This is a genomic window from Bdellovibrio bacteriovorus (assembly GCF_048286975.1).
Taxonomy (GTDB): domain Bacteria; phylum Bdellovibrionota; class Bdellovibrionia; order Bdellovibrionales; family Bdellovibrionaceae; genus Bdellovibrio; species Bdellovibrio bacteriovorus_H.
Genome location: NZ_JBLVRT010000001.1, coordinates 916,597 through 929,391 on the forward strand (window position 1 = coordinate 916,597; position 12,795 = coordinate 929,391).

At 50.3% G+C, this 12,795-nt stretch carries 12 protein-coding genes; 2 read left to right on the plus strand and 10 right to left on the minus strand.

Annotated elements, in window-relative coordinates:
* The 3 genes from ACNQKP_RS04510 to ACNQKP_RS04520 are packed head-to-tail and all read right to left on the minus strand — an operon-like array spanning position 1 to position 1,961.
* Positions 1-1,182 carry a class I SAM-dependent RNA methyltransferase gene (locus ACNQKP_RS04510; RefSeq protein WP_417863108.1) on the minus strand — a complete coding sequence of 394 codons (1,182 nt, stop codon included), beginning with the start codon at positions 1,180-1,182 and terminating at the stop codon, positions 1-3.
* A gap of 37 nt (positions 1,183-1,219) precedes the next feature.
* Positions 1,220-1,645 (minus strand): nucleoside-diphosphate kinase, encoded by a 426-nt coding sequence (gene ndk, locus ACNQKP_RS04515; RefSeq protein ID WP_417863110.1) that lies wholly within the window; start codon positions 1,643-1,645, stop codon positions 1,220-1,222.
* Between the two features lie 16 nt (positions 1,646-1,661).
* Entirely contained in the window at positions 1,662-1,961 is a 300-nt protein-coding gene (locus ACNQKP_RS04520; protein ID WP_374034392.1) for a hypothetical protein, read from the minus strand.
* Between the two features lie 120 nt (positions 1,962-2,081).
* On the opposite strand from ACNQKP_RS04520, the gene ACNQKP_RS04525 reads away from it, so the two are divergent.
* Entirely contained in the window at positions 2,082-2,921 is an 840-nt protein-coding gene (locus tag ACNQKP_RS04525) for an energy transducer TonB (protein WP_417863112.1), read from the plus strand.
* On the opposite strand, the gene ACNQKP_RS04530 is transcribed toward ACNQKP_RS04525, so the two are convergent.
* The 4 genes from ACNQKP_RS04530 to ACNQKP_RS04545 all read right to left on the minus strand — a co-directional run bounded on the left by ACNQKP_RS04530 (position 2,918) and on the right by ACNQKP_RS04545 (position 8,083).
* The gene (locus ACNQKP_RS04530) at positions 2,918-3,718 is read right to left on the minus strand and encodes a hypothetical protein (protein ID WP_417863114.1); all 801 of its coding nucleotides are present in this window, start codon (positions 3,716-3,718) and stop codon (positions 2,918-2,920) included. The genes ACNQKP_RS04525 and ACNQKP_RS04530 overlap by 4 nt on opposite strands.
* Positions 3,719-3,742: 24 nt before the next feature.
* Positions 3,743-5,677, minus strand: coding sequence for a DUF4105 domain-containing protein (locus tag ACNQKP_RS04535; RefSeq protein ID WP_417863115.1), 1,935 nt, complete (start codon positions 5,675-5,677; stop codon positions 3,743-3,745).
* A 182-nt stretch (positions 5,678-5,859) separates the two neighbouring features.
* Positions 5,860-6,198 carry a DUF2388 domain-containing protein gene (locus tag ACNQKP_RS04540; RefSeq protein WP_374031560.1) on the minus strand — a complete coding sequence of 113 codons (339 nt, stop codon included), beginning with the start codon at positions 6,196-6,198 and terminating at the stop codon, positions 5,860-5,862.
* A gap of 211 nt (positions 6,199-6,409) precedes the next feature.
* Positions 6,410-8,083 (minus strand): hypothetical protein, encoded by a 1,674-nt coding sequence (locus ACNQKP_RS04545; RefSeq protein ID WP_417863117.1) that lies wholly within the window; start codon positions 8,081-8,083, stop codon positions 6,410-6,412.
* A gap of 205 nt (positions 8,084-8,288) precedes the next feature.
* Here ACNQKP_RS04545 and ACNQKP_RS04550 point away from each other — a divergent pair, with 205 nt between their 5' ends.
* On the plus strand, positions 8,289-8,645 hold the full coding sequence (locus ACNQKP_RS04550; RefSeq protein ID WP_417863118.1) for a KH domain-containing protein: 357 nt from the start codon (positions 8,289-8,291) through the stop codon (positions 8,643-8,645).
* Between the two features lie 38 nt (positions 8,646-8,683).
* Here ACNQKP_RS04550 and ACNQKP_RS04555 read toward each other — a convergent pair whose 3' ends face one another.
* From ACNQKP_RS04555 to sucC, 3 genes are all read right to left on the minus strand, one after another.
* The gene (locus tag ACNQKP_RS04555) at positions 8,684-10,453 is read right to left on the minus strand and encodes a beta-sandwich domain-containing protein (protein ID WP_417863119.1); all 1,770 of its coding nucleotides are present in this window, start codon (positions 10,451-10,453) and stop codon (positions 8,684-8,686) included.
* Between the two features lie 201 nt (positions 10,454-10,654).
* Complete coding sequence (gene sucD / locus ACNQKP_RS04560) at positions 10,655-11,527, minus strand: succinate--CoA ligase subunit alpha (RefSeq protein ID WP_011166112.1); 873 nt, start codon at positions 11,525-11,527, stop codon at positions 10,655-10,657.
* A 6-nt stretch (positions 11,528-11,533) separates the two neighbouring features.
* The gene (gene sucC, locus ACNQKP_RS04565; protein WP_417863121.1) at positions 11,534-12,697 is read right to left on the minus strand and encodes an ADP-forming succinate--CoA ligase subunit beta; all 1,164 of its coding nucleotides are present in this window, start codon (positions 12,695-12,697) and stop codon (positions 11,534-11,536) included.
* Positions 12,698-12,795 lie beyond the last annotated feature (98 nt).

Below are 12,795 nucleotides of genomic sequence, written 5' to 3' on the forward strand. Positions count from 1 at the left end.
CTAAGAGTCAACCCTGAGTTCCGCAATAGTTTCCACATGATCCGTCTGCGGGAACATCTCGAAAGTCTGCACCCGGTCGAGCTTGTACTTGATGCCCATTTTCTGCGTCTGAGCAAAGAACCAGTTAAGATCCCGCGCCAAAGACACTGGGTGGCAGCTGATGTAGATGATCTTACGAGGCTGGGCAGCGGCGAGGGTCTGCATGGTGTATTCGCTGGCTCCGGCCCGAGGTGGATCCAGGACCACCAGATCGTCTTTACCGATGCTGGCTCGGCGCATGTAGGTTTCCACATCCGACATGAAGTAGGTCATGCGCTTGTCAGTGATTTTGGAACGAGCCCGCTCCACGAGCTTCGGATTCAGCTCCACACCAATGATTTCCGAGTCGGCGTACTTTGCCGCCAGAGGGAAGGTGAAGTTCCCGGCACCGGCATACAGGTCATAAACTTTTTTGTACGGACCGTCGCCCGCCCAGTCCAAAGCCGTGCGCAGCAGGTCCTCGTTCTGAAAGCGGTTCACTTGAGAAAAACCGATGCCGTCATCTTCGTCAGTGATCAGGCCATAGCGCACATCACCTTCTTCGGCGATGTACATCTCAAGACGCTGAAGATCTTTCGCATTTTTCTTTTCGGCCCAGGCTTTCACTTCGGCAAATTTATCGGTCAGAGTTTCTTCCGTGATCAGGCAGTCCATCGTTTCCACGATCTGGTGGGAATTGCGCGCAAAGAAACCGAAGCGGCCGTTTTTGAATTTCGGCTGAATGCGGTTGCGATAGCGCAGCACACGCGGACTTGGTTGGATGGGAAGATAGTTGAAATCCAGATCCCGGTTGAACTTTCTGATCGTTTCCAGAACCAGCGTGTGTTTCTGACGGCGCTGTTCTTCCTCATTGATGTGCTGCCAGTTGCAGCCTCCACAGGAATGCGCCACCGGGCAGGGTGGTTCACGACGATGGGGGCTGGCGGAAAGAACTTCGACCACGCGGGCCTCCATGAAGTTCTTTTTGACCAGGGTGATTTCCGCCAGGATTTCTTCATTGGGCGCTGCTTGAGGAACGAAGACAACCATGCCCTCGTGTCGAGCGACTCCAGCACCGCCAATGGCGAGTTTTTCAATATTCAGTTTGATCTTGGAACCAAGAAGGGGAGCTTTCGCTCCCCTTTGGTTTGATTTCGCAGACATTTTATATCGCTAATTTCAAATTTGAATCTGTGAACGATTAAACGTTGCAGATTTCGTGTTTTTCGAAGAACAAAGCCAATTCACGAGCTGCAGACTCTGGAGAGTCAGAACCGTGAACTGCGTTTTCACCCACGTTGTCGCCGAATTTCGCGCGAACTGTACCAGCGTTGGCTTTTTTAGGGTCAGTAGCACCCATGATTTCGCGGTTTTTCAAAACTGCGCCTTCACCCTGAAGACACATCAACATAACTGGACCGGAAGTCATGAAGGACACAAGCTCACCGAAGAACGGACGTGCTTTGTGTTCAGCGTAGAACTCTTCAGCTTTAGCAGTGGTAAGAACGGTGATTTTCGCAGCAGCGATTTTCAGGCCGTTAGCTTCAAACATGCTCACGATATCGCCGATAGCGTTTTTCTTCATGGCATTTGGTTTGATGATAGAGAATGTTTGTTCGATAGACATGGTGTCTCCTTGTTTATTAATGACAAACTGTTTTAGTAATCTCAAAGAACCTAGGAGTTTTAACGAATTGAGTGACACATGTCCACTCTTGGTTTCCTTGGTTCGGCATGTTCACAACCAGTTTTGTCTGAACGGCCAGATCGTGGCCTTCGGACGGGGTGGTGAAGTTCTGGTAGGTGATCTGATAAGCTTCACGGTTCTGCCAAAGATTCAGGGTGAACTCGACATCTTCGGTGGTCATGATCTGGATTTCATCAACACGACCGGCGAATGCGGGACTGGCTGCCAGCAAGGCAAAAACCAATAATTTCTTCATCTTAGATCTCCTGGATGGCCCTTAAATAGAGGCCCAAAGGCAGGCTGTCAACGGGAAATTGCTGCTTGGGGTCATAGGCTTCGCTATATTCGAACTGAATCCTGGGATAGCGTTTTTTCCATGCATTCCTCAAGATGGATCCTCACTTCTGTCGCGATTCATGCCCTTGTTTTGTCAGCCCTGTGGCTGGGAAAACCTGCGGCTATTGAAGTGCCCCACAGTCCGGACCCGATCCCGGTGGAGTTTGCAGGGATCCCTTCCGGGGCGTCGCAAGCCATGGGTGCGAAGCCCGGGAAGATAACAAAGTCCCTGTTTAAAACCTATGACTTCAATGACAGTGAGGATGTCACTGAAAACTCTGACGGGCCCGCAAGAGACTTTTGGGACCGCGCCACCTATGCACTGGAAAGTGCCAACGTCTTTGCCGACACTGACAATTGGGATTATCACCGCGAGGTTTTTAGGCGCATTGACAGCGAGCTGATGTTTGATTCGATTCTTGCTCAGTACAATCACTTCGGCACGGTGATGCTGCAGTTTGAAGTCGATGAAAAGGGTTATCTGCTGGAAGAATCACTGCGTGCCTCTTCCGAGGATCCAATTTTGAAAGTGCATGCCGTGCGCGCCGTTAGAAAGGCTTTGACGGAAAAGTTCCAGGAGCTCAAGTGGAGTTCAGAAAACACTATCTTCCAGGCAAAGTTTGAATTCTTGAGTGATTCACCTTCATTGAACTTTCGCAAGCAGCGCGAGTTTGGCAAACCGGTGCTGAACTTCACCCGGGCCACCAAAGAAAAGCCGGTGGCGACAAATCTGCAGGATCATCTTTTAAACGGCGGTATCGACTATGATGCTTTTGCCATGGTGGAAAGATGGCAGAAGTATAACAAGAAAAAACGCCTGGACGTGGGCGAGTATGATCCTTTCGCCCATTATCGTAAAGACCCGGCGTATCTGCTTTAGAATCTGATTTTAAATGAAAACCCCAGTCCCAGCGGAATCAGGCGGTCGTCATCGCCCTTGGAGCATTTGTTTTCTCTGCGGCAATAGGCATCCGGCAGGAACAAGTTCATCTCAAATCGATTCGGAGTGTTTGCCGCTTCGTTGAGTGATGAATTGATGGTAGAGACCACGTTCAATGAATCCAAAATTGTTTTTTCGCGTTCTGCACCGGCAATGGCATTCGAGCGCACGCGCACGCGGCGGACGATGCGTTCAGCGGATTCGCGGTCCTTTTCGGTCAGCTGGTGCGGGATATTTTTTAAGGTAAAATGCACGATGGCTGAGCCGAAATTCATTTCATGCAGCATGGACAGGTCCGACACACGCACCTGGGCTACGGTGGCTTGGTGACGGCGCACGGCCACGCGGATCATGTTGTTTGAGGTTCTGGCACTGGGCAGAATGAAAAGCAAATTGGTGCGACTGGCGCGAACGAATCCGGCGTTGGTGTCGCGGATGCTCTTTTCGGCATTGCGGGAGTTGTCGATCTCTGCCATGAAGTCCCATTCGTCGGTGGGTATGGTGATGACCACGACGCTGAGGGGATTGAGCTCATCAAAGGCACACAGATCCTCTTCCAGAGGGACCAGGTCTTCCAGACTGCGCTTGGTGGTCCGGCATTGCCGGTGGTCACGCGTGTCCACCGCCACCATAATTCCGCGGGCGTGGGTTTCGCGCTCTTCGCTGAACGAGTTGGCATATGTCTTCAAGGACGTCAGCATCATTGCAAATGTAAGTATCAGCTTGGCGTTTTTCATCGTCAAATCTGTCTGTCCCTAGGGTTAAATGGAGCGCATAAAGCTAAGCGCAAATTCCACGTTCTTTTTAATAGCTTCAATTTCTTTCAGCTGATTCGAGTTAATCAGGCTTTCCACATTCTTTTGCACTTCATCATAGATGTCAGATCCCTGGTTTTGTTTGTGCGAGGAAAGACGCTGAACCTGCTCCCAGTCCTGCTCCGTCGGCAGACCGTAACCTTCCGCACCTTTCAGGAACGAAGCCGGCTGCGAGAACATGTCGCTGATTTCAGTCAATGCGGTCACGATCTCTTTTTGACGGGTGGTTTCGCCACGTTTGGCGGCCTGTTTTTCTTCCTTGATCACATGCTGGGTCAGATCCGCTTTGATGGCGGCCGTCAGGAAGCGATGAGCGCCGTTTTCAAGCAGGACGATAGCCGCCGCCGCTTTACGGCGGGTTTTTCCTTCCAGTTTGTTGATGCGGGAATACAGACTGCCACGCTGGGAAGCCGTCAGGCTGAGCAGCTCGCGGAAATCCTTTTGATTCACTCCAATGGTGTCTTTCAGAACCTTGAAGCTCATCTCATAGCGGTCACGGTAAGAATCAAACAGGTAACCTGTGTTGATGGCTTGAGTGCGGTTGGCAAAAACACGGTTGTCGGCAATCTTCAGGCGCAAGAGGTCCTTTTCAAGACCAATCGGGGTCTTGGTTTGAAGATAGATCAGCTCAGGACGGAACAAAGAGCCCTTCATCAGATTCAACGATTCCACCGCGCAGTTGTTCGAAGTGAAATAGTATCGGCCATCATAAGACCAGTGAGTTTCAATCGTGCGGGTCACGAACTGACGGATTTCATCACGGGTCAAAGTCATCGGCACGCTTCTAAGATCGCGCAGTTCGGTCTTGGTGTATTCCTCGATCACCTGATGCATCGGGACCAGGAACAGACGGGATGGATAGTCCCCGGTCAGACCTTTAAGGGTGTTGATTTGAATGCTGTTCACAAAGGCGCGGTAAGAAAGCACGATGTGCTGGTCCAGATCCTTCAGGCAATCAGGACCGACAACCTTTCTTTCCGGAGCACACATGACCAGACGGAACATGGAGTGACCCCAGCCGCTCATCATCGCCTCGCCTTCAGCGGCCAGCAGATAGTGAACCTGATAGATGCGGTTGGGATCGATGCTGCGAAGTGGACTGTCTTTGCCTTTAAAGTCAGGAATGACATAGTTGAGCGGCACCTGACAGCGGCTGTTCGGGAATGGGGTGTGATTGAATTTGGAACGGAACAGGTGATAAAGCGAAGGACGACGGCACGCATAGTCCGGATCCATCAGGAAATATTCCATGTTCACCGGGAAGGATTCAAAGGCGCTGGTCAGTTCATAGATGTCGGGACTGCGATGTTTCATCCACGACTCGTCGCTGTCGACAAAACCGGCGATCATCGTGAAATACGGATTTTGGGAATAACTGCGATACATGTTTTCGTACGGTCGGCATTCAGGACTTGTCTGGCTGTTCTGGCGATCGTCTTTTTCCTCTTTGCAGATACGGATCATGCGAGCCTCATCGGCATCGTGATCATTCAGCTTGTCATAGGCGTGAATGGTTTCGTGAACCACGGTGGCCAGAATTTCGCGATAGAAAGTTTTGTGAGTGCGGTTGGTGCGTGTGGCATTGCTTTCTCCACGGCGGATTTCTGCCACGGCCTTAAGATCAATGCGCACCTTGCCCCAGGATAATTTTCCCAAAGCGTGATCGCCGTTTTCTTTGAGGCTTTCAAAGCGGACTTCCAGAGGTTTTTTGAATTTGGATTTGATGGAAACTGGCAGCAATTGCTCTGCCTGTTTTAGCAGGATCTGTGCGTTTTGCCTGAACTGTTTGTCAGAGGGGCCCTCGGTCAGAGAGTAACTGAATGAAGCATGAGCGCTGGAAGCCATTAGCATCGCGGCGACAATCAATCCTGCTTTATTCATCAGTCTCTCCTTGTTTCAAAATGAGACAAACCTGCCCGGACTTTGGAAAATCCAAGCCCTGCTCTGAAAGTTAATACAAATTCAGTGCCAGATTATGGGGACCTAAGTGATTGATATGAAAATAAAAAAGGGCCACCTTGCGGCAGCCCTTTTCCAGAGAAGAGGAGGAGATGAAGCGCGGATTACATTTTCAGGATGCCTTCAGCGATCTCAAGATCGGAAGCCTGAAGTTTTGGGTTTTCAGCGCGGATCGCTTCCAGCGCTTTTTGCAAAGCCACACCACGGATCGCGCCATCAGAAGCAACCATCGTTGCAGCATCTTCTTTAGCTTCAACAACAAGTTTCAAAGTCTGACCAGAGATAGAAGCGGACGTCGCCACAACACCACCAGTAGTCATCAAAGGGATCGCCAGGATGGAGTCCACTGTGGAAGTCACAGAAGCAGAGTAAACCTGAGAGATCTCAGTAGCTTGAGCCATAGTGGCAGACAACAACAAAGCAACGATAACGGACTTTTTCATGGATACTCCTAAAAGGGGTTTAATGTGTTTTTGGTTACTGGCTGGGGAGTATTGCAGCAACAGTGCCAAGGTGTCTCAGTACGGGAAATCGCGGATTTGCCGGAATTCCACGGTAAATCCGATGCTGGCTTGTGTTTAGGGATTGAACAGCGGACGCCAATAAGCGCCCGCGTTTGATGGTTGCGATGGAACACTCGCAACGAAAATTTTTTTAAAGTGTCTGCAGGAACTGGATCAAATTGTATTTGTCTTCTGCAGACAGAATTTCTTTTCCGTCTTTGATGAAGATTCCTTCATCGTGACCCATGTTGCCCATGCCCGCTTTTCTTGTGTCGTACAAATGCTCGCGTGTCTTCCATGCTTTCGGAGTTCTATCGCCGATTGGGTAGCCTCCGCAGGCAAAGTCATAGTCCGTGTCTTTGTTCAGTGCTTCGCCGGAATAATAAATCGACGGACGCTTTTTTGCCGGAGTCAGCAGTACGCACAGATTCGGGATCGAGTTGTTGTGCATGTACGGCCATCTGGCCCAGATGCCCACCAGTGGTGGTGGCACATAGCCTTCCTGTGCTTTGATGACGATGCCGTTCTTTTTGGAGATCTCAAGATCATTCAGCTGCTCCAACGACTTCATGCCCTGACGGCGGAACGGATCTGTGCCGACATTCACCACCGGGGTTTTTTCTTTGTAGCGCACTTCCACGGTTTTCAGGCGTTCGGCGGCTGACAGCACCAGGGCGTGCGGCTGGTTCCAGGCTTTTTCATAATTACCGTGGCACTTGGCGCAGTTGTTTTTAAAGATTTGCTCGCCGGCTTTAGCGCGACCCAGATCAATTTTTTCCGCTGGATAGAAATCTGTGATGTGCGGAGCTTCCGAGGCAAAGACCGCCGTGGTCAGCTCTTTGATGATATGATCGTTGTCAGCCAGCCACTGCTCTAACTCGTGCAAATCCGCACCGCGACCGATTTCATTCCAAATCAAATTGGTGAAGATGGGGTTGCCGCTAAGAACACTTCCGTCCGACAGCCAGCGATTTTTGTATTTAACGTTCCACCAGACGGCCGGTTTGGAATCCGCGGGCTTGTTGTCCAGATAAGCATCCGCACGCGGGGATCTTGCGGTTTTATCGCTGTAATTGGCATAACCGTCTTTCGCACGACGATTCAGCGACAAACTGACTTGCGCCAGGGATGTGTCCAAACCAAGAGCGATGGGCTGTTTCAATTCCACGAACTTCAGGCGCGCTTTGGATTCAACCAACAAGGCGGTTTCCGCATCGGTGGCGCGCGTGTAAGCCTGGAAGATGTGGGGATCCATCAAAGGCATGACCTTCTTGGCCTTGATGAAGAATTCATTCGCACGAGGGAATCGGTTGGTCATTCCCAGGACTGTTTTACCAAATAGGTTCGATGAGTGGCAGGCGGCACAGCTGAACGTAAAGCCTTCGGCGCCGTCTCGTTCAATCAGGCCAAAACCCATCAGAGTGTCGGGACGAATTTCGTTGGGATAAGGGACAGCATAAACACCACGTTCGTTTTCAAGCGGGTACTTGTGCAGGCCGAGGTTTTTCAAAACGTCCTCAAAGCTTCTGAATCCACTAAGACCCTTCATGAGGCTTTGAATCCATTTGCGCAAAGGATTGCTGTTCTTTTCCTCGATCAAGCGGCGCACGGGTTCATACGGGGGCAACATCCCGGTGACGGTCACCGGATAAACTTGGGCGTGGATCTTTCCCTTGTTTTGAGACGTCTGGAAATCGAAATCGTTCCACAAATAGATATTGGATCTCCCGCCCGGTGGGACAGCGACTCCGGCAGTCCAGTCGGGTTCGGTTTGGGCAAAGGCGCTTACAGAGATCAGGGTCAGAAGAAAAAAGAACTTCGTCATTCCCGATACTTACAATGTCGTAAGATTACTAGACAATAATATTCTGTCGGTTGACGGGCGGTACGGGCTCCCAGAGCTTTTAAAATGGGAGCGTATGAAAAATTGTAATGGTGTGTTCCACAAATATGGAAGGGAGCACTATCTGCGGACAGGATCTGGTGAAAGAAGAATTCTCGGTTAACATGAAATTGTTAACAGGAGTTATATGGGTGCCGAGTCCGTTAAAGTGATTAAAGTAGTGCGTTCCTCACCAGCTGCTAAAGCTGAATCCGGGGCGGCGCCATTGGCCGACAACATCACGGAGATTCGTGAACGAGCCCGTGAATTTTTGCTGTCGGCTTTGAAGATGCTGGCGCCCGATACTGAGGGGATCGGCGTGGATGTGGTCGTGGGCGAGAAAACCACCCAGTACATCGTGAGCTGCCCGAAAGAAGCTATTGGCCGGGTGATTGGTCAACGGGGCGCCACCATCATGTCCTTGCGCCAGGTTTTGGGTGCGATTATGGGAGCGGCCGGAGCCCGCGCTGTCATCGAAATTCCTTACTATCCCGCTGAGAAATAAAAAACCCACAGTGTTTCCAGTGTGGGTTTTAAAAAATCCTATTTTGATTTTACCAGGCTGTTTAAGCTGACGTTGTGAGTTCCAGAGTAGCCGCTCAAAGTGACTTGAGCGGTGCCATTGCCAAACACCGAAATTACTTTCCCAGTGTAGGTGCGATCGTAAACGATGCGATCACCAGCGCAAATTCCCTTGGAGCAGGTCACCGCTTTCGTCAGACTGCTCAAAGATACAGAGTGAGTTCCATTGTAACCTTCGATCATAACCAGCGCCTTGCCATTGCTATAGACTTTAATGACTTTGGCCTTCATGGTGAAATCATACATCAACTGATCACCCGCGCAGATGCCGCTAGCACAGGTGATTTTTTTGCTGAGTGAACTGATCGGGACGGTGTGAGTTCCGTTGTAACCTTCAATTGTGACCAGGGCCTGTCTGTTGTTATAGACTTCAATGACTTTGGCTTCCATCGTGCGGTCGTACATCAGGGAATCACCTGCACAGACGCCTTCAAGACAACGTGTAGGGCGGGAAATCTCTGAGATACTGATCATATGAGTGCCGGAATAACCTTCGATGGTCACCTGCACCTTGCCGTTGGAATATACCTTTAGAAGCTTGGCTTTGGTGGTGTTGTTGTACATCACAGAATCGCCGACACAAAGTTCACGCGAACACTGAATCGAACTGGCAAGTTCGGAAAGGCTTACGATGTGCATTCCGGAATACCCGGCCAAGGTGACTTGAGCTTTGCCATTAGTGAAGAGCTTTTTGATGGTAGCATCGTAGGAATTGCTATAAATCGCCTGACGGTTGATGCAGAAGTTCTGATGGCAGTCGACGGACTTGGCAATTTCACTCAAGTTTACGATATGCAGACCGGAATAACCATCCAGCACCACGCGTGCTTTCCTGTTCGAGAATACCTCTTTGATTACGCCACTATAGCTATTGGAATACAGCATATCGTATCCACCGCAGAGGCCATCCAGACACGCTGTTTGGGTGCCGATGTCACGAATATCAATATCGTGGGTTCCACTGTACCCATCCAGTGTGGCGCGAACTTTACCGCCGCCCAAAACCTGCGTAATCGTGCCGACGTAAGATCCGGAATACACAATCTTCGTGCCTTTGGCGATGGCAGAGGGGCGAGTGTCTGGAGCTGAAGTCTGAGTTTGTACCGGAGCCGGTCTTGTCGGAGCCGGAGGAGCCGCCGGAGTGGCGGCAACGGGCTCAATCACCTGTTGCAATGTCAGACGAGGAACCTCGGTGGCGCCGATGGCACGCAGGCGGACGTTCGCAGCCCCACCATAAGATTCACCGACCAGTTCGATGGAAACCACACGGTCGGACAGGTTCAGATTTTCTGACGCCAATGACTCCCAGGTGGAAAGCACACGGCTGTCTTTAAATTCGCGCACGGAAATCTGCTGACCCCGTTCGGTGATAAGGGAAGCGGAATGGATCTTCAGCTTGTTGACCTCGACTACGAGTTCCAGACGGTTCAGGACGGCAGAGCGCTGCAGATCAATCTTATAAGTGGCGCCGCCGGATTTGCGCGACATGGAGGTGATGGAAAGCTCACCCTTATATTCGGTCTGCACAGGCGCTGTAGGTGCTGCCGGCGTTGTTGTGGTTTGAGTTTGAGTCGTGTCTTCCGCCGGTGGGGCCGGTGGAGTTGCTGGTGTTGTGACAACATCACCTTCGAATTCGCCCGGGAAGGGCAAATCGACGATGATGTCAGCGCGAGCCGCATTGTGAGTTAGCGACAATAAGGCCATAAAAGCAGCCAAACCAGAACGTTTCATAAACTCTCCTAAATTGATCAACGCATAGCTTGTTACAAGAGGCGTTCCAGCAAAACAGGGGTCTGAAGCCATTCAGTGGCTGTTGACGACGGGGGACTGTCTTAAAAATTGACAGGGATCGAAAATGGTCAGCTTCGGAAACAAAAAAACCCACGACATTTCTGCCGTGGGTTTTTCAAAGTTGAATCTAAAAAATTAGAACTACTTTTTCAGCATGGATTGCATTGTCGTGCCCATGTCCGCTGGGGAACGGGAGATTTTGCAACCTGCAGCTTCAAGCGCTTTGAACTTCGCTTCCGCTGTGCCTTTGCCGCCGCTGATGATCGCACCAGCGTGACCCATACGTTTACCAGCCGGAGCCGCAGCGCCCGCGATGAACGCCGTGACTGGTTTTTTGAAGTGAGCTTTGATGTACTCTGCAGCTTCTTCTTCAGCCGTACCACCGATTTCACCAATCATGATAACGCCGTCTGTATCTGGATCTTCATTGAACAATTTCAAAACGTCGATGAAGTTTGTGCCGTTCACCGGGTCACCACCGATACCCACGCAAGTGGATTGGCCGATACCAAGTGCCGTCAACTGACCCACAGCTTCGTAAGTCAATGTGCCAGAGCGGGAAAGAACGCCGATACGGCCTGGTTTATGAATGTGGCCAGGCATGATACCGATTTTGCATTCACCTGGAGTGATAACGCCCGGGCAGTTAGGACCTACCAAACGAGTGCGTTTACCCTTCATGTATTCTTTCACTTTCACCATGTCCAAAACGGGAATGCCTTCAGTGATACAAATTACAAGATCCAGATCCGCATCAACTGCTTCCATGATGGAGTCCGCAGCGAATGGAGGTGGAACGAAGATCACGGAAGCGTTGCAACCCGTGGCTGCTTTGGCTTCTTTCACGGTGTTGAACACCGGAAGACCGATGTGAGTTGTGCCCCCTTTACCCGGAGTCACACCACCAACCATTTTAGTTCCGTATGCCAATGCCTGCTCAGAGTGGAAAGTCCCTTGAGCACCAGTGAAACCTTGGCAGATTACTTTTGTGTTTTTGTTAATAAGAATTGCCATGTTCGCTTATCCTTTAATCGCAGCAACGATCTTTTTAGCTGCATCAGTCAGGTTGTCGGCTGGAGTGATGTTCAAACCAGATTCTTTCAACATCTTTTTACCCAATTCCACGTTTGTACCTTCAAGGCGAACAACCAATGGAACTTTCAGACCCAATTCTTTGGACGCCGCGATCACACCTTCCGCGATGATGTCACATTTCATGATGCCACCGAAGATGTTAACCAGGATGCCCTTTACGTTTTTGTCTTTCAGGATGATTTTGAACGCTTCAGTCACTTTCTCTTTGTTAGCGCCGCCGCCAACATCCAGGAAGTTTGCAGGTTCAGCACCGTGCAATTTGATGATGTCCAAAGTCGCCATCGCCAGACCCGCACCGTTCACAAGGCAGCCGATGTTACCATCAAGCTTGATGAACGCGAGGTCGAATTTGGAAGCTTCGATTTCAGATGGTTCTTCTTCGTTCAGGTCACGCATCTCTACGATGTCTGGATGACGGAACAAAGAGTTGGAGTCGAAGTTCATTTTTGCATCCAAGCAAAGAACGTCGCCTTCTTTAGTCACAACCAATGGGTTGATTTCCGCGATAGAGCAGTCAGTAGCAATGAATGCGTTGTAAAGACCGGCGAAGAATTTCACCGCTTTGTTCACGATCGCTGGTTCCATACCAATTTGGAAAGCCAGTTCGCGAGCCTGGAACGGCATCAGACCAACAGTCGGGTCGATGTCGACTTTTTTGATCGCGTCTGGATTGTGTTCAGCAACTTCCTCGATGTCCATACCGCCTTCGGAAGAAGCCATCATAGCCGCACGGCCTGTCGCACGGTCGATCAAGCAGGCAACATAGTATTCTTTTGCGATGTTGCAGCCTTGCTCGATGAAGACTTTTTGAACAACTTTGCCTTCAGGGCCTGTTTGGTGAGTCACCAAAGTCATGCCGATCATTTTCTTGGTGAATTCAGAAACCTCGTCCAGAGACTTGGCAACTTTAACACCGCCGCCTTTACCGCGACCACCAGCGTGGATCTGGGCTTTAACAACCCAAACGCTTCCGCCGATTTCTTTTGCTGCAGCAACTGCTTCTTCAGGAGAGTGAGCAAGTTTGCCTTTCAGCGTAGCCACTCCGAACTTTCTCAAGACTTCTTTAGCCTGATACTCATGAATATTCATTTAATTACTCCTAGAATTCCCAACGAAAATAAAAACTTGCGTTCGATGACCCATTCAATATCAAATCGTATTTAGAGACAACAATTACCGCTGGGCGC